Origin of the sequence: Aminobacter sp. MET-1, from assembly GCF_026521175.1 — a bacterium.
Taxonomy (GTDB): Bacteria; Pseudomonadota; Alphaproteobacteria; order Rhizobiales; family Rhizobiaceae; genus Aminobacter.
The window spans coordinates 24,287-50,070 of record NZ_JAMSHL010000026.1 but is presented as its reverse complement, the minus strand read 5'-3'; the positions used below and the strand labels follow the sequence as shown (position 1 = coordinate 50,070).

Sequence of the window (25,784 nt, the reverse complement as noted above, 5' to 3'; positions counted from 1 at the left end):
ACCACGCCCGGCGCACCGGACGACGCAGTCCTCATAGCCGAAGCTGTGCTCCGCTTCAACGGTCAATCGGCAAGACGCCGCCTTCGCCTGCGGGCCTTATGAGCGGGCTTCGGCGAAGGAGACGAGGCGGCGGCGCTTTTCGTCCCAGAGGGCGAGATTGACGCAGGCGAGGCTCCTGCCGAAGGTGAGCTTGACCCGCTCACTGGCAGCGCGGAGTTCTTGGCTGCCGTTGAAACACGCCTGCAGGCGATAGAACGGCACGCGGCTGCAGAGGTGATGGATGTGGTGCAGTCCGATCGAGCCGGTGAGCCACTGCGCCGGTCGCGGCAGCACGTACCAGGAACTGCCGCCGAAGGCTGCGACATGCAGGTCCCAGGCGTCGTCCTTGTCCCACAGCGTCTCCTCGAACTGATGCTGGATGTAGAACAGCCAGCCGCCGGCCCATGCCCCCATGACCACCACCGGCAGCACGGCAAGCATGACCATCCAGCCCGACAGGTAGACGAGCGCGCCATAGAAGGCGACCAGCGCCAGGTTGAGCCCGCCAGCGCTGCGCCATGCGTCGACGCGCGGTATGGCGTCATTGTAAGGAAGCCGGTGGACGAGGAGGAAATAAAGGGGGACGCCGAGGACGATCAGGACCACTGGATTGCGGTAGATGCGGTACATCAGCTGCTGGCGCGGGGTCATCGCCTCATATTCGGCGACCGTCCTGGTGTTGATGTCGCCGATGCCGCGCTTGTCGAGATTGCCCGAGGAGCCGTGGTGGGCGGCATGCGCCTTCTGCCACAGGGTGTAGGGGGTAAATGTAAACACGCTGAGCAAGAGCCCGATCCAGCGGTTCGCCGGGCGCGAGCTGGTGAAAGAGCCGTGGCCGCAATCATGCTGGATGGCAAAGAGACGAACCAGGAAGGCCGCGCAGACCGGCGCCAGCAGCGCTACCGCAGCCCAGCGCCAGCCGCCAAGCAGCGGCCCGGCATAGGCCGCAAGCCAGACCAGCGTCGCGCCCATCGCCAGGAAAGGGACGAGCGTGACGGCCAGCTCGAATGCCGCACGGCGGTCGTCGGGATCGCGGAAGCGATTGCAATGCGACACGAGCCTGCGAACCAGCGCCTTTTCGGCAGCATGATCGACAGCAGGAGTGATCCCATCTGGAGGAATCCGGCCATCCTCGGTGGACGGCATCAGCTGGGTCATCTGGGCTCCGGATTTTTCGGCGTTGATCGCGACTGGTGTCACGCAGATGTCATTAAGGCGCAGCTGATGCGATGACCAGTGGCTCCGATGTGGCAAATTAACTTCGCCGCACCTTTTCCAGTCGCGCGCCCGGCAATCACCGAGCTGGCTGGCGACCGCCGGCACCATTGTGTATCCAAAGACATGTTCACCCTCGCCCGCATCGAGAGCCTGTCGCAGGAGATCAAGAAGAGCCGCTTCCTGGCCGTTGCCGGGCCGGTGGCGAGCGAGGCCGAGGCAAAAGAGTTTATCGCCGCGCATTCCCAAGGGGATGCAAACCACAATTGCTGGGCCTGGAGGATCGGCCAAGGCTATCGCTTCAGCGACGACGGCGAGCCGAGCGGCACCGCCGGCAAACCGATGCTGCAGGCGCTGGACGGGCAGAACCTCGACAACGTGGCCGTGGTCGTGACCCGCTGGTTCGGCGGCATATTGCTGGGCAGCGGCGGCCTGGTGCGCGCCTATGGCGGCACCGCCGCCGCCTGCCTGCGCGCCGCCGAAAAACTGGAACTGGTGGCAACCGTCGAAGGCAGCGTCGCTTGCAGCTTTTCCGATCTCGCGCTGGTCAAGGCGCGGCTGGCCGCGTGGCCGGGCGTGACGATCGCACGCGAGGATTTTTCCGCCACCGGCGCCGATCTGGCCGTCAGCCTGCCAGAGGCGGATGCAGAGGCAGTCGCCCGCATGGTCACCGACCTGACCAGCGGCCGGACCACGGTCATCCTGCCGGACTGATTTCGGCACGCCACCCGCTTTTGTCCGGGCCAAACGGCACCGGGAACGCATATGGTGGCGGCAATTGCAGGCTCGTCGGCATCGGAAAGCCCGCAGCCAGTTCTTTTGGAAGGAGACATCAGATGGAGATCAAGCGTTGCGGGTCGAGGCCTTCGGCCAAGCCGTCACCAGACTATTTCACTGGCGCCGTGCGCCAGGACCCGGTCATCGAGGCGCCGGCGCCCGCCCAGGTGCGGGCCGTCAACGTCACCTTCGAGCCGGGCGCACGCACGGCATGGCACACCCACCCGCTGGGCCAGACGCTTGTCGTGACCGCAGGCTGCGGCTGGGCCCAGGTGTGGGGCGGCAAGATCGAAGAGATCAGGCAGGGCGACGTCGTCTGGTTCTCGCCAGGAGAAAAGCACTGGCACGGCGCGACCGCGACCAACGCCATGACCCATCTGGCGATCCAGGAGGCCAAGGACGGCAAGGCCGTCGATTGGCTTGAGCACGTTTCGGACGATCAGTACAAGGCGCCTGAATAGGCGCCTTCCGGGACCTATTGGACCTCGGCCATCGGCACCGGAGCGCCATCCGGTGCGGCCATGGCGGCGGTGTCGACCGGCATCGGCATGGCCGGGCCGGGCGCAGGTGCAAGCGCAACAGGTGCGGCCTGCACCGGCGCTGCCGCCACGCCGCCGCCCGATGCCTCCGGAAGGTAGCGAGCAATAAGGTCCTCGACATGGGCGTTGCGCTTGCGCGCCGTGTCGCCGCCCATCACCACCACGACAAGCTTGCGGCCATCGGCATAAACCGAGGTGACGATGTTGAAGCCGGACGCCCTGATGTAGCCGGTCTTGATGCCGTCGACGCCGTTGACGCGGCCGAGCAGGTCGTTGTGGCCGCGGATACGCTTGCCACGGAAGCTGAAGTCAGTGGCCGAGAAATAATAATAATGCTGCGGGAAATGCTTGCGCAGCGCCATGCCGAGCACGGCCATGTCGCGGGCCGTGGTGCGCTGGCCATCGTCGGGCAGGCCCGACGCGTTGCGGAAGACGGTTGCCGTCATGCCGAGCTGGCGCGCCTTTGACGTCATCTGGCGGGCAAAGCCCTCCTCCGAGCCGCCGAGATATTCGCCGACGGCGACTGCCACGTCGTTGGCCGACTTGGTTGCGAGCGCGCGGATGGCGGCCTCGACATCAATCTGCTCGCCACGTCGGAAGCCAAGCTTCGACGGCGGCTGCGAGGCGGCATTGTCGGAAACGGGGATGAGGGTGGCCTTGGTGACCCGACCCTGCTGCATCGCCTCGAACAGCAGGTAAAGCGTCATCATCTTGGTGAGCGAAGCCGGATAGCGCGGAGCGGTCGCATAGGCCTGGAACAGCGTGCGGCCATTGTTGGCGTCGACGACGATTGCCGCATATTTCTCGGGCGCAGCCTGGGGTGCGGCGACATTAAGGGTATCGCCGGCCGTGGCGCAGGCAGACACTAGCGACAGCACGGCAAGGAGCGCGACGACGCGCCTGAGTATCTCAAGTTGAGGAAGCCTGAATGGCAGCGAATGAGAAAGGGCCTGGGCCAACACCTGAAACCTTGAGTCCGTCACCTGTGACCGGGCCTTATCGCCCCTCGCCGAAGCAGCGCCGGTCGAAACTACAAAAGCCGCAGCGAACCGTCCATTTGCCGCGCGACCGAATACACATCTAATGCCTGCAGTGTTGAACATTGGTTACACCCCCGGCTTGCACTGATCTGGGTGAATCAGCTTCTCTGCGGCCCGAACGCCCATTGGCAGTGCAAGGGATGAGGCCGACATGAACCAATACAGCTTCCGGGCCGAGGGCATTTCGGTGACGCTCGATCTTGCCGTCGGGCATGTCGCCGAACTGGCGATCGCGTCCGGCGGACGGACGCTCAGACCGCTGCATCGTGCCAAGTGGATCGGCTCGCCCGACCTGCCCGCCGCGATGCCGGCAGGCCAGCTCAGGCTGTCGGGCGATTTCCTCTGCGCGCCCTTTTCTCGATCGGATGTCGAGGAAGCGCCGCTGCATGGCTGGACCAGCAACAGCGCCTGGAAGCATGTCGGCGACGAGAAGCTGGCCGACGGCGCGCAGGCGACGTTCCGGCTTGAGCGCAAGGTCATGGGAGCCGTGGTCGAAAAGCGACTGACTTTGCGCGACGGCCACCCTTTCCTCTATCAGGAGCACAGTTTCATCGGCGGCAGCGGCGCGATTTCGGTAGCCCACCACCCGATGACGGAGATGCGTGCAGGCGGCAGGCTGGCGTTTTCGCCCAAACGGCTGGCGGCGACGCCAGAGACGTCGCCCGAGACCGACCCGGCGCGCGGCCACAGCGCACTCGCCTATCCGGCAGAGAGCCACGATCTCACCCGTTTTCCGGCGGCAGATGGCAGCGTGCTCGACCTGACTGAGTTCCGCACCGATAGTGCACATGAAGATTTCGTCACGCTGGTCGAGGCAGAACATGGCGGCATAGGCTGGTCGGCGGTGGCGCGAGAGGCCGAAGACGACGTCGTGCTGGTGCTGAAGAACCCCGCCGAACTGCCGGTGACGATGCTGTGGATCAGCAATGGCGGGCGCTTTTACGCGCCGTGGAACGGCCGGCGCGGCGTGCTCGGTGTCGAGGACGGGCGCGCAGCCATCGGCCATGCCACCTCGCTCGGCGACAACTGGCTGAAACGCCTGGGCGTGGAAACGGCCTTCGCGCTCGGCGGCACCGTCAGCTTCAGGCAGGTGGTTGGCGCGGTCACATCATTGAGGGGCACAGCGCCAAGTTCAGTCACCGCAGCCAGGGGTCGGCTCCAGCTCGGCTTCGACGGCGGCGCGTCGGACGAGGTCGGCTTCGACGACAGCTTCCTGCGCATCGGGCATGCGCCCTTGAACTGAGCTCTTCGCCGCCTCATTTTTGACGGAACTTGCGGCACGATGACAGCTGTAACCCTCGGGAAGGTCCATGTCAGAAATCGCCCATATCGCCGCCACCCTGTTCAAGCGCGCGCATCATGCCCAGCGTTTCGTCGTCGGCATCGCCGGGCCGCCCGGCTCGGGCAAGTCGACGCTTTCGGCGGCCCTTCACGACGTACTGCCCGACGGGGCTGCGGCTGTGGTGCCGATGGACGGCTTCCATTTCGACGACAGCGTGCTCGACAGGCGCGGCCTGAGGACGCGCAAGGGCGCACCCGAGACATTCGACTTTGCCGGCTTCGAAGTGCTGCTGCGCCGGCTGAAGGCGGCCGAACCCGATGTCGCCATCCCCGTATTCGACCGCAGCATCGAGCTGTCGCGTGCCGCGGCAGACGTGGTCAGCGCCGACGTGAAGTTCATCCTGGTCGAAGGCAACTACCTGCTGCTCGACGAGGATCCGTGGCAGAGGCTGGCGCCGCTGTTCGATTTCACCATCTTCGTCAATTCGCCGCGCGAGGAATTGGAGCGGCGGCTGGTGGAGCGCTGGCGCGAGCATGGCCGCTCCGACGCCGACGCGCGCAACTGGATCGACACCAACGACATGCCCAATATCGACCGCGTGCTTCACGCCAGGCGCAAAGCCGACCTGGAACTCTGAACGAGCAAGTCCAGGACAAAAAAGCCGGAGGCGCAACGCAGCTCCGGCTTTTTGGTATTCAGGAGACGCCGATCACGGCCGCGGCGGGACGTTCAGTCCCTTCTGCACGGCGGGACGGGCGAGGCCACGCTCGAGCCAGGCCGCGACATTCTTGAAATCGTCGAAGCCGACCAGATCGCGCGCCTCGTAAAAGCCGATGAGGTTGCGCACCCAGCCGAGCATCGAGATGTCGGCGATGGTGTAGTCGTCGTCCATGATCCACTTGCGGCCTTCGAGCCGCTTGTCGAGCACGCCGAGCAGGCGCTTGGACTCGTCGCGATAGCGCTCGAGCGGGCGCTTGTCTGATATCTCGCGGCCGGCGAATTTGTGGAAGAAGCCGAGCTGGCCGAACATCGGGCCGACCGACGCCATCTGGAAGAACACCCACTGCACCGTTTCGTAGTGGCGGGCGCGGTCGGCAGGGATCAGGCGGCCGGTCTTTTCAGCGAGATAGAGCAGGATGGCGCCCGACTCGAACAGTGCCAGCGGCTTGCCGCCGGGACCGTTGGGATCGATGATCGCCGGGATCTTGCCATTGGGGTTCAGCGCCAGGAATTCGGGCGTCCAGCTCTCGTTCTTGCCGATGTTGATGGCATGGGCCTCATAAGGCAGGTCGAGCTCTTCCAGCACGATCGACACCTTCACGCCATTGGGCGTCGGGAAGGAATAGAGCTGAATGCGGTCGGGGTGCTGGGCTGGCCAGCGCGCAGCAATCGGAAAGGGCGTAAGATCGCTCATCGACGGTTCCTCGGGATGGGCCGCGTGGAAACGCCGGCCAAGGGTGGGGGCACGCAAGATGTAGTGGCGGCGTGGCCGCGCATCAATATCCAGATGTCACGACAGGAAGGCGACGAGGCGACCGCTCAGGCCGCCTTGACCGCCACCACGGCATTGGTGCCGCCAAAGGCGAAACCATTGCTGATCGCGACGCGCACGTCGCGCTTCCTGGCCACGTTCGGCGTGACATCGAGGTCGCAATCGGCATCCGCCTCGCGATAGTTTGCAGTCGGCGGAACCAAGCCCTCACGCACGGCCATGACGCAGGCGATCATCTCCAGAGCGCCCGAGGCGCCGAGGCAATGGGCGTGCATCGACTTGGTCGAAGACACCGACAGCTTGTGGGCATGGGCGCCGAACACGCGCTTGATGGCAGCGGTCTCGATCTGGTCGTTGGCCTTGGTGCCGGTGCCATGGGCGTTGATGTAGTCGACCTCTTCGGGCGCAAGGCCCGCGTCGAGCAGGCAGGCGCGCATGGCGGCCGTCGGCCCTTCGACGGTCGGTGCAACGATGTCGGAAGCATCGCCCGACATGCCAGCGCCGGCCAGTTCGGCCAGGATGGTCGCGCCTCGGGCGACGGCGTGTTCATAGGTCTCGAGCACGGCCATACCGGCGCCCTCGCCAAGTACCAGCCCCTGGCGGTCGGCCGAGAACGGACGGCAGGTGTCGGGCGACAGAACGCGCAGCGCTTCCCAGGCCTTGACGATGCCCCAGACCAGCGGCGCGTCGGTGCCACCGGCAACCATCACGTCGGCGCGTCCCAGGCGAAGCTGGTCCATGGCCGCGGCAAAAGCGTGGTTGGAGGACGAGCAGGCAGAGGTGACGCCGAAGACCGGGCCACGCAGGCCGAGGCTCATGCTGACCTGGCCGGCGGCTGCACCAGGCATGACCTTGGGCACAGTGAAGATGCCGGCGCGGTTCTTGCCGTCGAGCAGGATGGCGCGATAATTTTCCTCGATCGCCTCCCAGCCGCAGACGCCGACACCGACGACCGTTCCCATGCGGTAGGTGTTGGCATCAGTCGAAACCAGACCCGCCTGGGCCATGGCTTCGCGCGCCGAAATCACCGCTAGCAGGCTGAAACGGTCCATCGACACAAGCTGCCGGCGGTCGATGCCATGGTCGGGCAGTTCGGCGATCTCGGCGCCCGTACGGGTCTTGAGGTCATGCAGCGGCGACTGGACCAGTTGGCCGATGGCCGAGCGGCCATTGCGCATGGCATCCCAGATTGCAGGCGCGCCGTTGCCGAGCGCGCACAGCCCGCCGATGCCGGTGATGACGATACGCTGACGGGTCATGTCAGACTTTTTGGGCGATCAGGCCGCGAACGGCTTCCACCATGTCGCCGACATTCTTGAGGCTGCTCCAGGCGTCGACCGTGTTCATCTCGATCTCGATGCCGTATTCCTCTTCGAGGTCGAAGATGATCTCGGTCAGCTCGAGAGAATGGATGCCAAGCGCGGTAAGCTCAGTGCCCAGGGTAATCTCTTCGCCGCCGGTCTCGGCATGGGCCTTGATCTTCTCGATGATGTCGGTTGCCAGTTGGTCGGCCATAAGTACCCTTCCCCAGAACTATACACGTGTCAGGCAATTCGCCGCCCATTCCCGCAGCAGGCCCGAATGCGGCTCTCGGGCGCCAAAAGCCCCGAAATGAGCCAAAGAGGTTGTTCCTCTATAGAAACCGAAACGCGGTGAGGCAACAAGCTATATATCGACAAAACCGCCGGCTCGATTAACCTCGGGGCATCATGACAGCACGCATTTCCCCCTCCGCAGCCATCGACGCAGCGGCGATTTCCTCGCAGCGCGTCGCAGCGAAAGGCAGGATCGAGATCGAGCGGCGTGGCGGCCGCAGCAGGCTTGCGCGCCTGTTCCAGGAGGGCGCGGCGAAGATCCGCCTGCCCGACACCGGAGCCGATCCGCTGGAGGCCGTGCTCATCAACATGGCCGGCGGTCTGACCGGCGGCGACCGCATCGCCTGGGAGGTCTCAGCAGGCACAGACGCCCGCGCCGTCATTACCACCCAGGCCTGCGAGAAGGTCTATCGCGCACTTGCCGGCCATGCCGAGGTCGATGTGCGGCTCGGCGTCGGCGAAGGCGGTTTTCTCGGCTGGCTGCCTCAGGAGACCATCGTCTTCGACCGCGCCGCCTTTTCACGCCGGCTGGACGTGGAACTGGCATCACGCGCGGAAGCCCTGCTCGTCGAGGCGACTATCTTGGGCCGCAGTGCCATGGGCGAGCGGGCGCGTTTCGGCACGTTCCGTGACCGCTGGCGCGTCAGGCAGGGCGGCAGGCTGGTCCATGCCGAGGATCTTGCCGTCGGGCCGGAGATCGAAGCGACATTGGCGCGCCCGGCCTCGGCGGGCGGGCGCATCGCCTTTGCCACGCTGCTGCTTGTTTCTCAGCGCGGCGAACAGATGCTCGAGCCGGCGCGGAAAATCATCGGCGACGACGGCGGCGCCAGCTACTGGACGGTCGGCCAAACTGGCAAGCTTCTTGCGAGGCTTTACGCCGAAGACGGCTACACGCTACGAAAGCGACTCATGCCACTGGTCGCCCTGCTCAACGGACAGGCAGGCCTGCCCAGACTGTGGTCACTCTAGGATTTTGGTGCGCGAATGAACCTGACGCCTCGGGAAAAGGACAAGCTCTTGATCGCCATGGCCGCGATGGTGGCGCGCAAGCGACTGGAGCGCGGCGTCAGGCTGAACCATCCCGAAACGGTGGCGCTGATCTCCGACTTCATCGTCGAAGGCGCCCGCGACGGCCGCTCGGTCGCCGAGCTGATGGAGGCAGGCGCTCATGTCGTTACCCGCGCCCAGGTGATGGACGGCATCGCCGAAATGATCCACGACGTGCAGGTGGAAGCCACCTTCCCCGACGGCACCAAGCTGGTGACCGTGCACGAACCGGTACGCTGAGATTTGCCATGCTGGAACTTCGCCCCAACTGCGAATGCTGCGACCGGGACCTGCCGGCCGAGGCAACAAACGCTGTGATCTGTACCTTCGAATGCACCTTCTGCACGGACTGCGCGGAAGGCGTCCTTGACGGCACCTGCCCAAATTGCGGCGGCAATTTTTCTGTCCGGCCGATCCGGCCGGCGGCACTGCTTCTGAAATATCCGGCCTCGACCCAACGCGTGCTGAAAGCCGAAGGCTGCGCGCCGAAGTCCGCCGCCTGATTGTCCCGAACCTAGGGTATCCGCACATGCTCAAGCGCCTCGCCGCTGCCATTTCGCTGCTGTCGCTCTCGGCCGCACCTGCCTTCGCGCATCTCAACCCCGAGGAACACGGCTCGCTGCTCGCCGGTGTGTCGCATCCGCTGTTCGGGACGGACCACATCCTCGCCATGGTGGCGGTCGGCCTGTGGGCTGCCCTGCTCGGCGGCCGCGCTTTGTGGCTGGTGCCATCTGCCTTCGTCGGCACCATGGCTCTGGGCTTCGCGGCGGCCATCGCCGGCGCCCTCCTGCCCTTCGTCGAGCCTGTCATCCTGGCTTCCGTCGTGGTGATCGGCTTGCTCGCGGCGGCCGCGCTCCAGGTACCTGTCTGGGCCGGCATGGTCATGGTCGGCTTCTTTGCCTTCTTCCACGGTCACGCCCATGGCGGCGAACTCGGCTCGGCCGGCGCGCTCAGCTTCGGCATCGGCTTCGCCCTGTCGACGGTGCTGCTGCATGCCACCGGCGTCGGTCTCGGCCTCAGCATCGGCCGCGTCTTCGACGGTGGAACGGGGCGTCTCGTTACCCGCATCGCCGGCGGCGCGACCGCGCTCGGCGGCCTGTGGCTGGCGCTCGGAGCCTGAGACCATGATTCCAGGTGAAATCATCCCCGCCGAAGGCTCGATCGAGCTCAACAAGGGTCAGCCGACGGTGACGCTGAAGGTCGCCAACACAGGCGACCGGCCGATCCAGGTCGGCAGCCACTTCCATTTCTACGAGACCAACAACGGCCTGAAATTCGACCGCGAGCAGGCGCGCGGCATGCGGCTCGACATCGCAGCCGGCACCGCCGTGCGCTTCGAGCCGGGCCAGGAGCGCGACGTGACGCTGGTGCCCTATGGCGGCAAGCGCGAGGTCTACGGTTTCCAGAAGAAGGTGATGGGTAAACTCTGATGCCGGCACAAATCTCCCGCGCCTCCTATGCCAAGATGTTCGGCCCCACCGTCGGCGACAAGGTCCGGCTCGCCGACACCGAACTGTTCATCGAGGTCGAGAACGACTTCACCTGTTATGGCGAGGAAGTGAAGTTCGGCGGCGGCAAGGTCATCCGCGACGGCATGGGCCAGAGTCAGCTGAGCCGCGCCCAGGGCGCCGTCGACTGCGTCATCACCAATGCGCTGATCCTCGACCACACCGGCATCTACAAGGCCGATGTCGGCCTGAAGGACGGCCGCATCGCCGCCATCGGCAAGGCCGGCAATCCCGACACCCAGCCCGGCGTCACAATCATCATCGGCCCAGGCACCGAGATCATTGCCGGCGAAGGCAAGATCCTGACCGCCGGCGGCATCGACACCCACATCCACTTCATCTCGCCGCAGCAGGTCGACGAGGCGCTGAATTCAGGCGTCACCTGCATGGTCGGCGGCGGCACGGGGCCGGCGCATGGCACGCTCGCCACCACGTGCACGCCCGGACCATGGAACATCGCCCGCATCATCCAGGCCTTCGACGGCCTGCCGATGAACATCGGCGTGTTCGGCAAGGGCAATGCCTCGCTGCCCGGCGCGCTGGAGGAAATGGTGCTCGCCGGCGCCTGCGGGCTCAAGCTGCATGAGGACTGGGGCACGACGCCGGCGGCCATCGACACCTGCCTGTCGGTCGCCGATGCCTACGACATCCAGGTGGCGATCCACTCGGACACGCTGAACGAAGGCGGCTTCGTCGAGGACACGGTCGCGGCGTTCAAGGGCCGCACCATCCATTCCTTCCACACCGAAGGGGCCGGCGGCGGCCACGCGCCCGACATCATCAAGGTTTGCCAGTACCCCAACGTCATCCCCGCCTCGACCAACCCGACACGGCCCTACACGGTCAACACCATCGCCGAGCATCTGGACATGCTGATGGTCTGCCACCATTTGTCGCCGTCGATCCCCGAGGACATCGCCTTTGCCGAAAGCCGCATCCGCAAGGAGACGATCGCGGCCGAGGACATCCTGCACGATCTCGGCGCCTTCTCGGTGATCTCGTCGGACAGCCAGGCCATGGGCCGCGTCGGCGAAATGATCATCCGGACCTGGCAGACGGCAGACAAGATGAAACGCCAGCGCGGCGCCCTGCCTGAGGAAAAGGGCAACAACGACAATTTCCGCGCCCGCCGCTACATCGCCAAATACACCATCAACCCGGCCATCGCGCACGGCATGTCGCGCGAGATCGGCTCGATCGAAGTCGGCAAACGCGCCGACCTGGTGCTGTGGAACCCGGCCTTCTTCGGCGTGAAGCCCGACATGGTAATGATGGGCGGCTGGATCGCCACTGCCCCCATGGGCGACCCGAACGGCTCGATCCCGACGCCGCAGCCGAGCCACTACCGCCCGATGTTCGGCTCCTTCGGCAAGGCACTGACCAACAGCACGATCACCTTCGTCTCGAAGGCCGGACTGGAAGGCGGCCTGCGCGAACGCATCGGCGTGGCGAAAGAGATGGTGGCCGTGGAAAACACCCGCGGCGGCATCGGTAAGCGCTCGATGATCCTCAACGAGGCCATGCCGCAAATCGATGTCGACCCCGAGACCTACGAGGTCCGCGCCGACGGCGAGCTGCTCACCTGCGAGCCGGCGACCGTGCTGCCGATGGCGCAGCGCTACTTCCTGTTCTAGCGCCGGCATCACGCATGGGGAGACCACAATGAAGTTCGAAATGATCCAGGTGGACGCCTTCACCGACAAGGTCTTCTCCGGCAATTCGGCGGCGGTGGTGTTCGTCGAGGAATGGCTGCCGGACCAGCTTCTCCAGGGCATCGCGCTGGAGAACAACCTCGCCGAGACGGCCTTTCTGAAACCCAATCGCGACGGCTGGGACATCCGCTGGTTCACGCCCACCGACGAGGTGCCGTTCTGCGGACACGCTACGCTCGCCTCGGCCTGCGCGCTGCACCTGCGCAAGGGCGTCGAGCGCACCATGCGTTTCTCCACCCGAGAGGTCGGCGACCTGCTCGTCACGCCGCAAGGCGACGGCTATCGCATGGACATCCCTCGCTTCGATCCCGACTTCGCCATCCCTGCTGATGCGCTGGTCAACGGCCTGCGCGACGACAGCTGGGTGCAGCTGTTCCGCAACCGCGAAAACTATTTCGTCGAGCTCGTCTCGGAAGCGGAGTTGCTTGCCTACCAGCCCGACCTGCCGCGCATCGCCGAGCTCGGCTCGTTCGGCATGTGCATCACCGCCCGCGGCAGCGATTGCGATTTCGTCTCGCGCTACTTCGCCCCCGGCGCCGGTATCCCCGAGGATCCAGTGACCGGCTCGACGCATGCCACCCTCGCCCCCTACTGGGCGCAAAAACTCGGCAAGACCGACCTTTCGGCACGGCAGCTGTCGTCGCGGGGTGGTGTGCTCGGCTGCGAAGTCACGGCCGAGCGCGTGTTCCTCACCGGCAAGGCGGTGATCTACATGGACGCTACGATCCACCTCGGCTGAACGGCAGCAGCCGTCAGCAACCGCCCGCGACCTGATGCCACGGCGTCGATGCTGGACAGGTCACAGCCAGCCACTATGGTGCCGCCGCTAGCTAAAAATTCGGCAGGATTCCCCGGACCCAAGACCGGAGCGTCCTGCTTTCTTGGAAATGGAGTTTCATATGATCGGGAAGAACGTTCCTTCCGTCACCTTCCGCACGCGCGTGCGCGACGAGGCCATTGGCGGCCCGAACCCCTTCCGTTGGGAAGACAAGACCTCGGCCGACTTCTTCGGCGGCAAGCGCGTCGTCCTGTTCTCGCTGCCGGGCGCCTTCACCCCGACCTGCTCGACCTACCAGCTGCCTGATTTCGAGAAGCTGTTCGGCGAGTTCCAGGCTCAGGGTATCGACGAGATTTACTGCATCTCGGTCAACGACGCCTTCGTCATGAACGCCTGGGGTAAGTCGCAGAACCTCGCCAACGTCAAGCTGATCCCGGATGGCTCGGGCGAGTTCACCCGCAAGATGGGCATGCTGGTTGCCAAGGACAATCTCGGCTTCGGCATGCGCTCGTGGCGCTACGCCGCCGTCATCAGCAACGGCCAGGTCGAGAAGTGGTTCGAGGAAGAAGGCTTCTCCGACAACTGCGACAGCGATCCCTATGGCGTGTCCTCGCCGCAGAACATCCTCGAGGCGCTGAAGAACGACGGCGTCGCCGAAGCCGCCTGAGCATCGACGCATTCGCTTGATGCAAAACCCCGGCCGCGAAAGCGTGCCGGGGTTTTTTCATGGAAGGGCTACACGGCACGCTCACGGCAATGTCTATTGGCTCGGAATCCGTTTCAGCGCAGGATACCTGCCTCGACGGTTCTAATATCTCCCGGACAAATGCCATGCCTGCATCCGACAGCAGAGGCGCCCGATGACGCCCGATGCCGCTCCCGAAGTCTTCCCGCATATCCGTGTCGTCATGGGCATGGTCATCGGCCTCGGCATGGCGAGGCTGCTTCTGGGGGTTGCCCGCATCATCCAGCATCCGCGCCAATATCCGCTCTATCCGGTGCATCTCGCCTGGGTTGCGTCGCTGCTGCTCATGCTGGTCCATTTCTGGTGGTGGGAGTTCGGCCTCTACGTCGTCCAGGACTGGACCTTCGGCGCCTATCTGTTCATCGTCGGCTATGCGATCACGCTGTTCCTGATGTGCGCGCTGCTGTTTCCCGACAGCTTGCAGGACTACAAGAGCTACGAGGATTTCTTCTATTCGCGCCGGGGCTGGTTCTTCGGCCTGCTTGCCCTGACCTACGTGCTCGACATCATCGACACGCTGCTCAAGGGCGAGGAGCATTTCGCCCATTTCGGCGGCGAGTATCTGATCCGCACACCGATCCTGGTGGCACTTTGCCTCATCGCCATCGCCACCGCGAGCAGGCGATATCATCTGGCATTCGTGACAGCTACTTTGCTGTATCAGATATCGTGGATCTGGCGGCTGTTCGACACCATTGTCTGAACGCCTACAGATCCAACGTCTCGCCCAGGGAAACAGACGACCATGCTGCGCGCTATCAAGATCATCCGTGCCGACGCCGCCACCGGTGCGCAGCCCTTCGACGTCGCCGTGCTCGCCCATGATGAGCGCCACATCAGGCGCCGCGCCATCGCCCTGTCCCAGGGCGAGCGCGTGCTGGTCGACCTGCCGGAGCCGGTGGTACTCGAAACCGGCGACCTGCTGTCTCTTGAAGACGGCCGTACGACAGCCATCGTCGCAGCCGAGGAGGAGCTATACGACATCCGCGCTCGCGACGCCGTCCACCTGACGCAGCTCGCCTGGCACATCGGCAACCGCCATCTGGCAGCAGCCATTTCAGTCGATCGCATTCTCATCCTGCGCGACCATGTCATCAAGGCGATGCTGGAAGGGCTCGGCGCCAGCATCACTGACATCCTGGCGCCTTTCGAGCCGGTGCGCGGCGCTTATTCGGGCCACGGCCACGATCACGGCCATTCGCACGATGATGGTGGTCACCACGCCCATCGTCATGGACACGACCACAGCCATGATCATGACCACAAGCACGATCACCACCACGACCGTGACGGCCACCACCATCACCACCATGATTGAGCGCGGCAACATGGCACTTCTGCGCCTGATGGCGTGGCTGTCACCCGCCTTCCCCGTCGGCGGCTTCTCCTACAGCCACGGCCTCGAACGCGCCGTGCATGATGGGCTCGTCGGCACGCGCGACGACCTCGCCGCGTGGCTTCAGGCACTCGCCAAATTCGGCTCGGGCTGGAACGACGCGGTGCTATTTGCGGAAAGCTGGCGCCGCGCCGGTACGGACGGCAATCTGCATGAAGTTGCCGAACTCGCCGAGGCATTGGCCGGCTCGCGCGAACGCCATATGGAATCGATGCTGCAAGGGCAGGCCTTCCTCGCCGCTGCCGCCGCCTGGCCGCATCCTGTCAACGCACAGCTTCCGGCCGAGTGCCCCTATTGCGTCGCCGTCGGCGCCGTTGCCGGCGCGCATGGCATCGCGCTGGAAGACGCGCTTGCCGCATGGCTGCAGGCTTTCTCCACCAATCTCGTGCAGGCAGCGATCCGCCTCGGCGTCATCGGCCAGACGGCCGCCACCGGCATCATCGCCGGCTTCGAAGCGACAGCACTTGCCGTTGCCGCCCGTGCTGCCACGTCGGGCCTCCAGGACCTCGGCACGGCCGCCATTGCCTCCGACATCATGGCCATGCGCCACGAAACCCAGAATTCAAGGCTTTTCCGCTCATGATACCAGTCGCCTTCGCGCTTGCCGCGGTGCTCTATCTGCTCACCTCGCTGCACGTCTACTGGGGCCTCGGCGGTGTCTGGCCCGGCACCGACCAGGCTTCCTGCGCTCGCGCGGTGGCCGGCTTCCGCGGCGTCGACACCATGCCCACGCCCTTCGCCTGCTTTGCTGTTGCCGCCTGCCTTATGCTCGCGACGCTGTGGCCGCTGGCGCTTGTCGGTATCTTCGCCACGCCCTTCCCCAAGGCCGGGCTTGCCTCCTCGGCGCTGATGATCGCGCTGGTCTTCCTTGGCCGCGGCATCGCCGGCTTCACCCCCGGATGGCGAAGGCTGACACCGGAAATGCCGTTCGCCCGGCTCGATCGGCTGTATTATTCGCCCCTGTGCCTGGCCATCGGCGCAGGCTTCGCTTTCCTAGCCATCAAGGGATTCCAGCCATGACCTCGAAAAACGGCCCGCTTCGCATCGGCATCGGCGGCCCTGTCGGCTCGGGCAAGACGACGCTGACGGAGAAGCTGTGCAAGGCGCTGCGCGACGAGTTCTCAATCGCTGTCGTCACCAACGACATCTACACCAAGGAAGACGCGTTGCTGCTCGCCCGCCTGCAGGCGCTGCCGGAAGAGCGCATCATGGGCGTGGAAACCGGCGGCTGCCCGCATACCGCCATCCGCGAGGACGCCTCGATCAATCTCCAGGCCATCGCCGAGATGAACAGAAAATTCCCCGATCTCGACATCGTCTTCATCGAGTCGGGCGGCGACAACCTGGCCGCGACCTTCTCGCCCGACCTCGCCGACATCACGCTCTATGTCATCTCGGTCTGCCAGGGCGAAGAGATTCCGCGCAAGGGCGGTCCCGGCATCACCCGCTCCGACTTCCTGGTCATCAACAAGAGCGACCTCGCGCCTTATGTGAACGTCAATATCGAGGTCATGGAAGGCGACGCCGCCCGCCAGCGCGGCAAGCGCCCATTCGGCTTCACCGACCTGTCGCGCGGCAAGGGACTGGAAGCAGTCATCGACTTCATCGTCGAGAACGGCGGCCTCAGGCTGGACCAGCTGAAATCTGCCTGAGCTGATGTTGCCGCACCCGATCTGACGCGGCATTCTTTCTCCCAGCGCATCGGCGCGAAGCCGGTAGCGGACTTCGGAAATATGATTGAGAGGGAGGAAGAAATGGCCGTCACCCAGCTCAAGCAGACCAACCTGCCGTTCTACGAGGAGCGCGTCGACCTCGCCTGCGCCTTCCGTTGGACGGCCAGACTCAACATGCATGAGGCGGTGGCCAACCACTTCTCGCTCGCCGTCAACGACGACGGCTCGAAGTTCCTGATGAACCCCAATCAGGTGCATTTCTCGCGCATCAAGGCGAGCGACCTTTTGCTGATCGACGCCAACGACCCCGAGACGATGAGCGGACCCAACGCGCCCGACCCGACCGCCTGGGGCCTGCATGGCGCTGTCCACCGCAACTGCGCGCATGCGCGCTGCGTCATGCATGTGCATTCGATCCATGCCACGGTGCTGGCCTCGCTGGCCGATTCCACTTTGCCGCCGATCGACCAGAACACGGCGATCTTCTTCCGACGGCATGTCGTCGACGGCCATTATGGCGGGCTTGCCTTCGAGGAAGAGGGGGAACGCTGCTCGCAGCTGCTCGCCGACCCCAAGGTCAAGGTGATGATCATGGGCAATCACGGTGTCATGGTCATCGGCGACAGCGTCGCCGACACCTTCAACCGGCTCTATTATTTCGAGCGCGCCTGCGAAACCTACATCAAGGCTTTATGGACCGGCCGTCCCTTGCGTACGCTCTCCGATGAGATCGCCGAGAAAGCAGCACTCGAGCAGGAAGACTATCCCGGCCAGGCCGAACGCCACCTCGCCGAACTCAAAGCGATCCTCGACGAGCAGGAGCCAGTGTTCCGGAACTGAGAGGCGGGATTTGGCCCGTCGGCGCGTATCATCGGCGACGTCGCGGCAAAGACCCGGGGATCCATGCCGTCACATCTCCACCACGCCTCGGTCCAGGCAAACCAGAGACCACTCACCCCAACCCGAGCAGCGCCCGCACTTCCTCGGCGCTGTGCGCCACCAGCGCGCCAGCCGGACCGTCGATCTTGTCCTGCGGCCAGAAGATGGTGCGCATGCCGGCGGCGACGCCGGCCGTTGCCCCGGTGACGCTGTCTTCCATGACCACGGTGTCGGCCGGATCGATGCCGGTCAGGAATGCGGCGCGCAGATAGGGCTCGGGATCGGGTTTGCCGAGGCGCACGTCGTTGCGGCTGATCGTCTTCATCGCCGCCTGGTGGATGCCGACGGCGCGGAGGTTGATGTCGACGACAATGCGGTCGGAATTGGAGACGATCGCCTGGACAACGCCCCTGGCCTTGAGATCGCCGAAGATTTCCATGGCGCCCTCGCGCGGCAATAGATCCGGCGCGCGGCCCATATAGTGCTCGTATTTGCGGGCGATCCAATCGTCGAAACCGAGCTCCAGTCCGAACTGGTCGCGCAGCACCTCATAGACCGGGCGCGCCGCCTGGCCGACGACGCGGGCGTGCAGATCGGCGGGCGGCTCGATGCCGACACTGCGCAGCGCCGACACCAGCGATTCCTCGTGCAGCGGCTCGCTGTCGATCAGCGTGCCGTCCATGTCCCAGTAGACCGCTTTTGGAATCATCGTGCCGACCTTTCTTCGCTACCGCGGTCATAGGACGAACGGCTGCGGAAATGAACCGGCAGGATGATAGCGACAAAGCGGCCATATGGCGCGGTCCTATTTGCGGCGGCTGCAGGGACTGTTGCCGTCGAGATAGCCGACGTCGCGCTTGAGGTGGTCCGGCAGGTCCCGGAAATCGAACACCCGGCGGCGCGAACGCAGTCCGAATGTGGCTGCCAGCCGTGCCGTCCAGCTGGTCTGCTCGCAATGGATAAGACTTGCCTGTGCCGTGGCCATGATCGTCACCCTGATGAGATGCTTGAAACGCGCTAATGCGTTGACGTAGATATAGCTCTGGAATGATTGACTTTTCCAATTGAACGTCGATCATTACCCATTAAATGGCCTTATGCATGGAGGTGCAGGAATGCCGCTTCAGCTGCCGCCTTTGACCGCGATCAGGGTGTTCGAAGCCGCCGCCCGCCAGGGTAGCTTCACCAAGGCCGCGGCCGAGCTCGGCATGACGCAGGCCGCCGTCAGCTACCAGATCAAGCTGCTCGAGGAGCGCATTGGCGCGCCGCTGTTCCTGCGCAAGCCGCGCCAGGTGGTGCTGACCGAGGTCGGCAGCCGCATGGTGCCGATGGTGACCGAGGCATTCGGCCTGCTGAGCGACGCCTATCAGGTGGCGCGCGCCGGCTCCGGCGGCACGCTCGGCATTTCGACGGTCCACACCTTCGCATCGAACTGGCTGGCCCCCCGGATCGGCTCGTTCCAGCTACGCCACCCCAACATCGCCGTCCGCCTCGACACATCGAGCGCGCTTGTCGATTTCTCGCGCGAGGAAATGGATATCGGCATCCGCTCCGGCGCCGGTAAATGGCCCGGGCTTGCCGCCCATTTCTTGTTGCGCTCGCAGTATTCGCCCATGCTCAGCCCGCGTCTCGCCGAAAGCATCGGTGGGATCAGGGAGCCGGCGGATCTGCTCAAGCTCAGGATTCTCAACCCTGCCGACATCTGGTGGAAGGCCTGGTTCGAAATGGCCAATGTGCCGGCAGACGCACTCGACAGGATGCCCGACACCAGCCTGGGTTCGCAGGCCGCCGAGGCGAATGCCGCGATGGCCGGCCAGGGTGTGACGGTTCTGACCACCGCGCTGTTCACCGCGGAGCTGGCCGAGGGCCGGCTGATCCAGCCGTTCGAACTCACCGGCCATGGCGGAGACTACTGGCTGGTCTACCCTGAGGGGCGCCGCAACGTGCCGAAAATCCGCGCTTTCCGCGAATGGATCATGGCCGAGCTCAACTGCCCCAAGGACGCGGCAAGCGACTAACGGTACCACTAGCTCGCCATTGCTGGCACAATCCTTGCCGGTCTTGATGGCTTGCCACACCTGCCCGTTTGCTTCAAAACCCGACCACGGCGAGGCAAAACCGGGTGTTTTGAGGCCGAATCGATCGATATCGGCGGCATATCTCGCGATATCGGCGCGAAAGACGATAAAAAATGTCTGCGATAGCAACCGGCGCGCAATCACCGGCCAGTCCTTGGCGCGACGAACTTCGCGCGATGCTCGCGCTTGCCTGGCCGATGATCCTCACCAATCTCGCCCAGTCGGCGATGACAGCGACCGACGTCATGATCATCGGCCGGCTCGGCCCCGAGGCGCTGGCCGCCGGTGCGCTCGGCTCCAATCTCTATTTCGCGCCGCTCGTCTTCGGCCTCGGCCTGATGTACGCGACCTCGCCCATGATGGCGGCCGAGCTCGGCCGCAAGCGCCATTCGGTGCGTGACGTCCGGCGGACGGTTCGGCAGGGCCTCTGGATGGCGCTCGTCATCGTCGTCCCGATCTGGGTGTTGCTGTGGAACGCCGAGCACATACTGATCGCCATGGGCCAGGAGCCCAAGCTTGCCGAGCAGGCGGGCGTCTATGTCCGCCACCTGCAATGGGCGGTGCTGCCCTTCTATGGCTATATCGTGCTGCGCTCCTTCATTTCGGCGCTGGAGCGGCCGGGCTGGGCGCTGGCGATCATGGCGATCGCGGTCGCGGCCAACGCTATCGGCAACTGGCTTCTGGTGTTTGGCAAATGGGGCTTCCCCGAGATGGGTATCGCCGGCTCGGGCCTCGCCACCAGCATTGCCAGCGGCATGATGTTCGTTGGCATGGCACTCGTGGTGATGTTCGAAAAGCGCTTCCGCCGCTACCGGCTGTTCGGCCGTTTCTGGCGCGCGGACTGGCCGCGTTTCTTGGCGTTGCTCAAGCTCGGCGCTCCGATTGCCGGCATCCTTGCCTTCGAGGTGACGATCTTCAACGCTGCCGCCTTCCTGATGGGGCTGATCAATGCGGAGTCGCTGGCAGCGCATGCTATCGCCATGCAGATCTGCGCCGTTACCTTCATGATCCCTCTGGGCCTCGGCCAGGCGGTGACAGTGCGCGTCGGCCTCGCCTTCGGCGCCAAAGACCGCGATGGCATCACCCGCGCCGGCTGGACCGCCTATGTGCTCGGCGTCGGCTTCATGGCGCTGATGGCGCTGGTGATGGTGTTGTGGCCGCATCTCCTTATCTCGGCCTTCATCGACATCAGTGACCCGGCCAACGCCCATGTCATCAGCCTGGCAGTCAGCTTCCTGGTCTTTGCAGCGCTGTTCCAGGTGGTCGACGGCGCCCAGGCGGTGTCGTCAGGCCAGTTGCGCGGACTGCAGGACACAACCGTACCGATGATCCTCGCCGCGATCGGCTATTGGGGCATCGGCCTGCCGCTCGGCGTGCTGCTCGCCTTCCACTTCGGCTTCGAGGGTCGCGGCATCTGGATCGGCCTGTTTTCCGGCCTTGCCACAGTATCGGTGCTGCTGCTGTGGCGTTGGCTCAGGCGCGACAGGCTCGGCCTGATGGACAAGCCGGTGATCTGAAGGCGGCCTTGGATCAGGCAGCCGCCACACACACGCGATTGGCGACCCATCTGCCGGCCGCGTTGATGATGCGGTCGGGATCGCTGTAGCTCTGCCGAAGCAGGTCTTCGTAAACCGCACCTTCCGCCGCACGGTCGAGCGGCGTTGGCGAGCCGGTCATCGCCTGCAGTGCTTCGCCGAGGGCGGTGACGGCGCCCGAACCTTCATCGAACTGCGCCTTCTTTCGCCAGACGAGGTCGTGCGGGAGGAGATCGGCGCAGGCCTTGCGCAGAATCCATTTCTCCGTCGTCGGACCGGTGCTCTCGGGCGAAGCCGGGTCGGTGCGCCTCAGTTTCAGCGTCGCCGGGATGCTCTGGGCAAAATCGATCAGCTCGCGGTCGAGGAACGGCGTGCGTGCCTCCAGGCTCTCGGCCATGGTGACACGGTCGACGCGCTGCAGATTGATGTTGTGCATGGTGCCGAGCGAGCGCGTCAGCTCGTCGGCCAGCTCGCGCGGACGATCGACATAGGCATGATGGTAGGTGTAGCCGGCAAACAGCTCGTCGGCGCCTTCGCCCGTCAACACCGCCTTGACATGACGCCTCGCCAGCCTAGCGGCAAAATGGGTCGGCACGGCCGAGCGCACCAGGTCGATGTCGGCGCTTTCGAGATGGTAGATGACGTGCGGCAGTACGGCTGCGACTTCTTGCGGCGTGAACGCATGCTCGAAATGCTCGGTGCCGAGATGATCGGCGACCCGCCGGGCGGCGATCAAGTCCGGGCTGCCGGCAAGCCCGACCGAAAATGTCTTCAACCGCTTCGGCAATTGGCGGGCGGCGATTGCCGCGATGATCGAGCTGTCGAGCCCGCCCGACAAGAACGAGCCGACCTCGACATCGGCGACCATCCACTTGGCAACAGCCTCTTCCAGCACCAGGCGCAGTTCGCGCCAAGTCAGCTCCTCATCAAGGCCCGGTTCTGGATCGGCCGCACCTTGTGGCATGCGGTACCAGCGCCGCTGGCCCTCCAGGCTGTCATACATGGCGCCCGGCTCCATCGCCTCGATCTTCGCCACCTCGACACCGTCGAAGGCCTTGAGTTCGGAGGCGAAGGCGAGCCCCTCGCCGATATGGGCGACGTAGAGCGGCTTGATGCCGAGCGGATCGCGGGCGGCGATGATGCGCTCCGGCGTCGCCAGCACGAAGGCGAACATGCCGTCCAGCCGCGACACCCAGCGCAGCGCATTCTTGCGGAAGAGGTGCAGCACCGTCTCGCTGTCGCTGCGGGTCTGGAAGGCAGTCTCGCCGAGAATGGCGCGGAGGTCAGCGTGGTTGTAGATCTCGCCGTTGACGACCAGGATGTTGTCGCCCTGGTGGATCGGCTGGGCGCCGTTATCTGGACCGATGATGGCGAGCCTTGCATGCGCCATGACGACGGGGATGTTGTTCGGCCGCAGCACCTCCAGGGCATCAGGCCCGCGATGCTCCATCTTCCGGATCATCCGCGAGGCGAGTTGCTCGTCGTCGAGGTTCCAGAGGCACACAAATCCGCACATGGCGCATCGCTCCCGCATGGCCGGCCTAGGGCATGAGACGATGCTAGGATTGGGGCGGACTGAACGCGACCACCATGCGACTGGAAATTGTCACCCAGGCGACACCCGCCTGGGTGAGACCGGGAGATCAGGTGTCCGACGACATCGCGCCGAGAAGCTTCCTGATGTCTCCGAAGCGGGCGATCAGGGAGAACACCAGTGCCGCCACCGCCACGAAGAACACCGACACCGACGCCATGGTCGGCGTGTAGCCGTAGCGCAGAGCGTTGAAGATCTTGATCGGCAGCGTCTCGATGGTGAAGCCGACGGTCATGTAGGCAACGATGTATTCGTTGAGCGACAGCACGAAGGCGAAAGCGTAGCCCGACACGAGATAGGGCCGGATCAACGGCAGAACCACCGTCTTCAGCACCGTGCGGTCGTCGGCGCCCATGGTCGAGGCTGCCTCGACCAGCGAGCGGTCGATGGAGGCGAAACCGAGCGACAACGTCACCAGCGGTAGCGTGACGAAGAAAATCGCGTGGCTGATAACAGCAGTCCAGGGCTGGCCGTAGAACCCTGACGTCGCCCAGAAGGTCAGCATGCCCAATGCGGTGATGACTGGCGGCAGGATGAAGGGGGCGAGGCCGAGGATCTGGAAGACGTTGGCCCATGGCGCGATGCGCCGCCACAGGAACCAGGCGAGCGGCAGCGCGATGGCAACCGCAAGGGCTGCCGCCGTAATCGCCAGCGTGACCGAGGCGATGAGGGCTGCGCGCCATTCCGGATCGAAGAAGATCTGGCCATACCAGGACAGCGAAAAGCCCTTGGGCGGGAAGGCGAGGTCCTGCTTCTCGTTGACCGAGACACCGGCGACAACGATCAGCGGGGCGGCGAGAAACAGGGCGACGGCAGTGAAGTAGAGCCGGCGAAGGAAGGTTGCCATCACAGCGCGTTCTCCTTGCGTCCGACAAGCAAAGTGAGGCCGACAAGCGCCAGCGATATCAGCACCAAAAACACCGCCATCGCTGCGGCAAACGGCATGTTGGACTGGTAGATGGCCTGGTCGGTGATCAGCACCGACAGCGTCCAGTGTGAGGGGCGCCCGAGGATCTGCGGCAACAGATACGAGCCGAGCGCAAAGACGAAGACCATGATCAGCGTCGCTACGATTGTGTTTCGCAGTGCCGGCACCACAACGTTGAAGAAGGCCAGGGGCGGCGAAGCGCCGAGCGTGCGCGCCGCCTCGAGCAATTGCGGGTCGAGGCGCACCAAAGCGGGGTAGAGCACGAGGATGGTGTAGGGCAGCGCCTGGTAGACCATGCCCGTCAGTACCGCCCAGAAGCTCGGCGTCAGCGCCACGGGTTCCTTCATCAGGCCGAGAAAGACGAACAGGTTGGTGATGCCGGCGGTGCGGGTAAACAGCGTCGACCAGGCGAAGCCGATGATAACCTCCGACAGCGACAGCACCGACAGGAGGCAAACCAGCCAGATGGTCTGTACCTGGCGCGGCCGCTTGGTCAGAAGAAAGGTGAACGGAAACGCGATGGCGACGCAGCAGATGGCGACCATAACCGCCAGCATCAGCGAGAAGGCCAGCACCCTGCCGAAGAAGACCGAGAGGAAGCGGGCATAATTGTCGAAGACGAAATCGGGCGTGTAGAATCCCGAGGGGTCACGCAGGAAGAAGCTGACGGCGATCATCGTCGAGAACGGGATGACGAAAAAGACGATCAGCATCAGCCCGGGAAAGAAAAGCGGGCTGTAGTCGGCTATCGATTTCGGCGCCTCGCGTTTCATGACTTGAGCACCACGCAGGCATCGGCCGGCAACGTGATGCCGACCTGCTGGCCGGCAACGACATTGGGCCGCTCGCGCGGCGTCGCCACCGCGATGATGGTCTTGCCGCCGGCTTCGACGAAGGTCTCGATGGTGCCGCCGAGGTCGCGCACGAATGTCACGATGCCGCCGATGCTGTCGCCGCCGACGGGGCCGAGATGCACGTCCTCGGGTCGGATCGACACGGCAGCCCTGGTGAGGCCGGCGGGCATGACAAGGTCAGGGATCGCCTGGCCGAGCACGGAGACGCGGCCGGCGCGGTCTGTTTCGGCGTCGAGCAGGTTGGTCATGCCGATGAAGTCGGCAACGAAGGCATCGGCCGGCTTGCGGTAGATTTCAATGGGTGGGGCGGCCTGCAGGATCTTGCCCTGGCCCATGACGACGACGAGGTCGGCCATGGTCATCGCCTCGCGCTGGTCGTGGGTGACGACAAAGGTGGTGATGCCGAGCCGCTGCTGCAGCTGACGCAATTCGACCTGCATGGCCTCGCGCAGCTTGGCGTCGAGCGCCGACAGCGGCTCGTCGAGCAAGAACAGCCTTGGTGACAGCGCGAGAGCGCGGGCGATGGCCACGCGCTGGCGCTGGCCGCCCGACAGCTTCGAGACCGGGCGATCGGCGAAACCGGGCAGATGGATGAGCTTCAGCAGATCGTCCGAGCGCTTCTTCTGCTCGTCGCGCGAGGCGCCGCGGATGCGCAAGGGGTAAGCGATGTTGTCGCCGACCGTGAGATGCGGAAACAGCGCCAGCGACTGGAACACCATGCCAAGGTTGCGCTTGTGCGTCGGCACCGGCGTAATGTCCTCGTCGTCCAGCATGATCGCGCCCGATGTCGGGTCCTCGAGGCCTGCGATCATTCGCAAGAGCGTGGTCTTGCCGCAGCCGGACGGGCCGAGCAGGCAGACGAACTTGCCATGCGGCACTGCCAGGTTGGCAGTGTCCACAGCGGTGAAGTTGCCGAATGACTTGACGATGTCCTTAAGCACGAGTCCGGACATGGAAGGCCTCAAATGGGTTGTTGCAACTGTCGAGGCAGAGCCCGGCAGTCTTCGATTAGAAAGTGGAGCGGCGTTGGCGGAGGGCCTTTCTTCTCCCCATTCTCGGGGAGAAGATGCCGGCAGGC

Annotated in this window: 31 protein-coding genes; 20 read left to right on the top strand and 11 right to left on the bottom strand. The window is 64.7% G+C overall.

Annotation, left to right across the window (positions count from 1 at the left end; translation table 11 throughout):
- Positions 1-96: 96 nt before the first annotated feature.
- Positions 97-1,197 (bottom strand): fatty acid desaturase, encoded by a 1,101-nt coding sequence (locus NDO48_RS25490; protein WP_267322643.1) that lies wholly within the window; start codon positions 1,195-1,197, stop codon positions 97-99.
- A 183-nt stretch (positions 1,198-1,380) separates the two neighbouring features.
- Between NDO48_RS25490 and NDO48_RS25485 the strand changes: the two genes are divergently transcribed.
- Together NDO48_RS25485 and NDO48_RS25480 are read left to right on the top strand one after the other, a co-directional pair.
- The gene (locus NDO48_RS25485; RefSeq protein ID WP_267322642.1) at positions 1,381-1,968 is read left to right on the top strand and encodes an IMPACT family protein; all 588 of its coding nucleotides are present in this window, start codon (positions 1,381-1,383) and stop codon (positions 1,966-1,968) included.
- A gap of 122 nt (positions 1,969-2,090) precedes the next feature.
- Positions 2,091-2,492, top strand: coding sequence for a cupin domain-containing protein (locus tag NDO48_RS25480; protein WP_018425755.1), 402 nt, complete (start codon positions 2,091-2,093; stop codon positions 2,490-2,492).
- 14 nt (positions 2,493-2,506) lie between these two features.
- On the opposite strand, the gene NDO48_RS25475 is transcribed toward NDO48_RS25480, so the two are convergent.
- Entirely contained in the window at positions 2,507-3,529 is a 1,023-nt protein-coding gene (locus NDO48_RS25475) for a D-alanyl-D-alanine carboxypeptidase family protein (RefSeq protein WP_267322641.1), read from the bottom strand.
- 232 nt (positions 3,530-3,761) lie between these two features.
- On the opposite strand from NDO48_RS25475, the gene NDO48_RS25470 reads away from it, so the two are divergent.
- Both NDO48_RS25470 and NDO48_RS25465 read left to right on the top strand, forming a co-directional pair.
- A complete protein-coding gene (locus NDO48_RS25470; protein ID WP_267322640.1) occupies positions 3,762-4,853 on the top strand; it encodes a hypothetical protein in 1,092 nt (363 codons plus the stop codon).
- A 67-nt stretch (positions 4,854-4,920) separates the two neighbouring features.
- Positions 4,921-5,529: a nucleoside triphosphate hydrolase gene (locus NDO48_RS25465; RefSeq protein ID WP_018425752.1), complete on the top strand. Its 609-nt coding sequence runs from the start codon at positions 4,921-4,923 to the stop codon at positions 5,527-5,529.
- A 72-nt stretch (positions 5,530-5,601) separates the two neighbouring features.
- Here NDO48_RS25465 and NDO48_RS25460 read toward each other — a convergent pair whose 3' ends face one another.
- From NDO48_RS25460 to NDO48_RS25450, 3 genes are all read right to left on the bottom strand, one after another.
- On the bottom strand, positions 5,602-6,306 hold the full coding sequence (locus NDO48_RS25460; protein WP_018425751.1) for a glutathione S-transferase N-terminal domain-containing protein: 705 nt from the start codon (positions 6,304-6,306) through the stop codon (positions 5,602-5,604).
- A gap of 125 nt (positions 6,307-6,431) precedes the next feature.
- The gene (locus NDO48_RS25455; RefSeq protein WP_018425750.1) at positions 6,432-7,643 is read right to left on the bottom strand and encodes a beta-ketoacyl-[acyl-carrier-protein] synthase family protein; all 1,212 of its coding nucleotides are present in this window, start codon (positions 7,641-7,643) and stop codon (positions 6,432-6,434) included.
- A 1-nt stretch (position 7,644) separates the two neighbouring features.
- On the bottom strand, positions 7,645-7,899 hold the full coding sequence (locus tag NDO48_RS25450; RefSeq protein ID WP_267322639.1) for an acyl carrier protein: 255 nt from the start codon (positions 7,897-7,899) through the stop codon (positions 7,645-7,647).
- A gap of 194 nt (positions 7,900-8,093) precedes the next feature.
- Here NDO48_RS25450 and NDO48_RS25445 point away from each other — a divergent pair, with 194 nt between their 5' ends.
- The 14 genes from NDO48_RS25445 to NDO48_RS25380 all read left to right on the top strand — a co-directional run bounded on the left by NDO48_RS25445 (position 8,094) and on the right by NDO48_RS25380 (position 17,678).
- Complete coding sequence (locus NDO48_RS25445) at positions 8,094-8,948, top strand: urease accessory protein UreD (RefSeq protein ID WP_267322638.1); 855 nt, start codon at positions 8,094-8,096, stop codon at positions 8,946-8,948.
- A 15-nt stretch (positions 8,949-8,963) separates the two neighbouring features.
- On the top strand, positions 8,964-9,266 hold the full coding sequence (locus tag NDO48_RS25440; protein WP_018425747.1) for an urease subunit gamma: 303 nt from the start codon (positions 8,964-8,966) through the stop codon (positions 9,264-9,266).
- Between the two features lie 8 nt (positions 9,267-9,274).
- Positions 9,275-9,529 (top strand): DUF1272 domain-containing protein, encoded by a 255-nt coding sequence (locus NDO48_RS25435; protein ID WP_267322637.1) that lies wholly within the window; start codon positions 9,275-9,277, stop codon positions 9,527-9,529.
- Positions 9,530-9,555: 26 nt separating this feature from the next.
- Complete coding sequence (locus tag NDO48_RS25430) at positions 9,556-10,146, top strand: HupE/UreJ family protein (RefSeq protein ID WP_267322636.1); 591 nt, start codon at positions 9,556-9,558, stop codon at positions 10,144-10,146.
- Positions 10,147-10,150: 4 nt separating this feature from the next.
- Positions 10,151-10,456 carry an urease subunit beta gene (locus NDO48_RS25425; protein ID WP_018425744.1) on the top strand — a complete coding sequence of 102 codons (306 nt, stop codon included), beginning with the start codon at positions 10,151-10,153 and terminating at the stop codon, positions 10,454-10,456.
- Positions 10,456-12,168, top strand: a complete 1,713-nt coding sequence (ureC, locus tag NDO48_RS25420) for an urease subunit alpha (RefSeq protein WP_267322635.1) — start codon at positions 10,456-10,458, stop codon at positions 12,166-12,168. The genes NDO48_RS25425 and ureC overlap by 1 nt, the downstream gene beginning before the upstream one ends.
- Before the next feature lie 28 nt (positions 12,169-12,196).
- Positions 12,197-12,985, top strand: coding sequence for a PhzF family phenazine biosynthesis protein (locus NDO48_RS25415; RefSeq protein ID WP_267322634.1), 789 nt, complete (start codon positions 12,197-12,199; stop codon positions 12,983-12,985).
- A gap of 160 nt (positions 12,986-13,145) precedes the next feature.
- Positions 13,146-13,691, top strand: a complete 546-nt coding sequence (locus NDO48_RS25410; RefSeq protein ID WP_267322633.1) for a peroxiredoxin — start codon at positions 13,146-13,148, stop codon at positions 13,689-13,691.
- Positions 13,692-13,884: 193 nt separating this feature from the next.
- Positions 13,885-14,472 carry a hypothetical protein gene (locus NDO48_RS25405; RefSeq protein ID WP_018425740.1) on the top strand — a complete coding sequence of 196 codons (588 nt, stop codon included), beginning with the start codon at positions 13,885-13,887 and terminating at the stop codon, positions 14,470-14,472.
- 42 nt (positions 14,473-14,514) lie between these two features.
- Entirely contained in the window at positions 14,515-15,087 is a 573-nt protein-coding gene (locus NDO48_RS25400; protein WP_267322632.1) for an urease accessory protein UreE, read from the top strand.
- Complete coding sequence (locus tag NDO48_RS25395; RefSeq protein ID WP_416377223.1) at positions 15,026-15,748, top strand: urease accessory protein UreF; 723 nt, start codon at positions 15,026-15,028, stop codon at positions 15,746-15,748. The genes NDO48_RS25400 and NDO48_RS25395 overlap by 62 nt, the downstream gene beginning before the upstream one ends.
- Complete coding sequence (locus NDO48_RS25390) at positions 15,745-16,185, top strand: DUF3995 domain-containing protein (RefSeq protein ID WP_267322631.1); 441 nt, start codon at positions 15,745-15,747, stop codon at positions 16,183-16,185. Before NDO48_RS25395 ends, NDO48_RS25390 begins: the two co-directional genes overlap by 4 nt.
- Positions 16,182-16,817 (top strand): urease accessory protein UreG, encoded by a 636-nt coding sequence (gene ureG / locus NDO48_RS25385; protein ID WP_018425736.1) that lies wholly within the window; start codon positions 16,182-16,184, stop codon positions 16,815-16,817. The genes NDO48_RS25390 and ureG overlap by 4 nt, the downstream gene beginning before the upstream one ends.
- Positions 16,818-16,919: 102 nt before the next feature.
- Positions 16,920-17,678 carry a class II aldolase and adducin N-terminal domain-containing protein gene (locus NDO48_RS25380; RefSeq protein WP_018425735.1) on the top strand — a complete coding sequence of 253 codons (759 nt, stop codon included), beginning with the start codon at positions 16,920-16,922 and terminating at the stop codon, positions 17,676-17,678.
- Positions 17,679-17,790: 112 nt separating this feature from the next.
- On the opposite strand, the gene NDO48_RS25375 is transcribed toward NDO48_RS25380, so the two are convergent.
- Both NDO48_RS25375 and NDO48_RS25370 read right to left on the bottom strand, forming a co-directional pair.
- Positions 17,791-18,426: an HAD family hydrolase gene (locus NDO48_RS25375; RefSeq protein WP_267322630.1), complete on the bottom strand. Its 636-nt coding sequence runs from the start codon at positions 18,424-18,426 to the stop codon at positions 17,791-17,793.
- Positions 18,427-18,522: 96 nt separating this feature from the next.
- Positions 18,523-18,702 (bottom strand): hypothetical protein, encoded by a 180-nt coding sequence (locus NDO48_RS25370; protein ID WP_018425733.1) that lies wholly within the window; start codon positions 18,700-18,702, stop codon positions 18,523-18,525.
- A gap of 130 nt (positions 18,703-18,832) precedes the next feature.
- Here NDO48_RS25370 and NDO48_RS25365 point away from each other — a divergent pair, with 130 nt between their 5' ends.
- Together NDO48_RS25365 and NDO48_RS25360 are read left to right on the top strand one after the other, a co-directional pair.
- Positions 18,833-19,735 carry a LysR substrate-binding domain-containing protein gene (locus NDO48_RS25365; protein ID WP_267322629.1) on the top strand — a complete coding sequence of 301 codons (903 nt, stop codon included), beginning with the start codon at positions 18,833-18,835 and terminating at the stop codon, positions 19,733-19,735.
- Positions 19,736-19,908: 173 nt separating this feature from the next.
- Positions 19,909-21,312: an MATE family efflux transporter gene (locus NDO48_RS25360; protein WP_026226746.1), complete on the top strand. Its 1,404-nt coding sequence runs from the start codon at positions 19,909-19,911 to the stop codon at positions 21,310-21,312.
- Positions 21,313-21,325: 13 nt separating this feature from the next.
- Here NDO48_RS25360 and asnB read toward each other — a convergent pair whose 3' ends face one another.
- The 4 genes from asnB to NDO48_RS25340 all read right to left on the bottom strand — a co-directional run bounded on the left by asnB (position 21,326) and on the right by NDO48_RS25340 (position 25,659).
- Positions 21,326-22,846, bottom strand: a complete 1,521-nt coding sequence (gene asnB, locus NDO48_RS25355; protein ID WP_267322628.1) for an asparagine synthase (glutamine-hydrolyzing) — start codon at positions 22,844-22,846, stop codon at positions 21,326-21,328.
- Positions 22,847-22,973: 127 nt separating this feature from the next.
- Positions 22,974-23,771, bottom strand: a complete 798-nt coding sequence (locus NDO48_RS25350; protein ID WP_267322627.1) for an ABC transporter permease — start codon at positions 23,769-23,771, stop codon at positions 22,974-22,976.
- On the bottom strand, positions 23,771-24,625 hold the full coding sequence (locus NDO48_RS25345; protein WP_267322626.1) for an ABC transporter permease: 855 nt from the start codon (positions 24,623-24,625) through the stop codon (positions 23,771-23,773). Before NDO48_RS25345 ends, NDO48_RS25350 begins: the two co-directional genes overlap by 1 nt.
- Positions 24,622-25,659, bottom strand: coding sequence for an ABC transporter ATP-binding protein (locus NDO48_RS25340; RefSeq protein ID WP_267322625.1), 1,038 nt, complete (start codon positions 25,657-25,659; stop codon positions 24,622-24,624). Before NDO48_RS25340 ends, NDO48_RS25345 begins: the two co-directional genes overlap by 4 nt.
- Positions 25,660-25,784 lie beyond the last annotated feature (125 nt).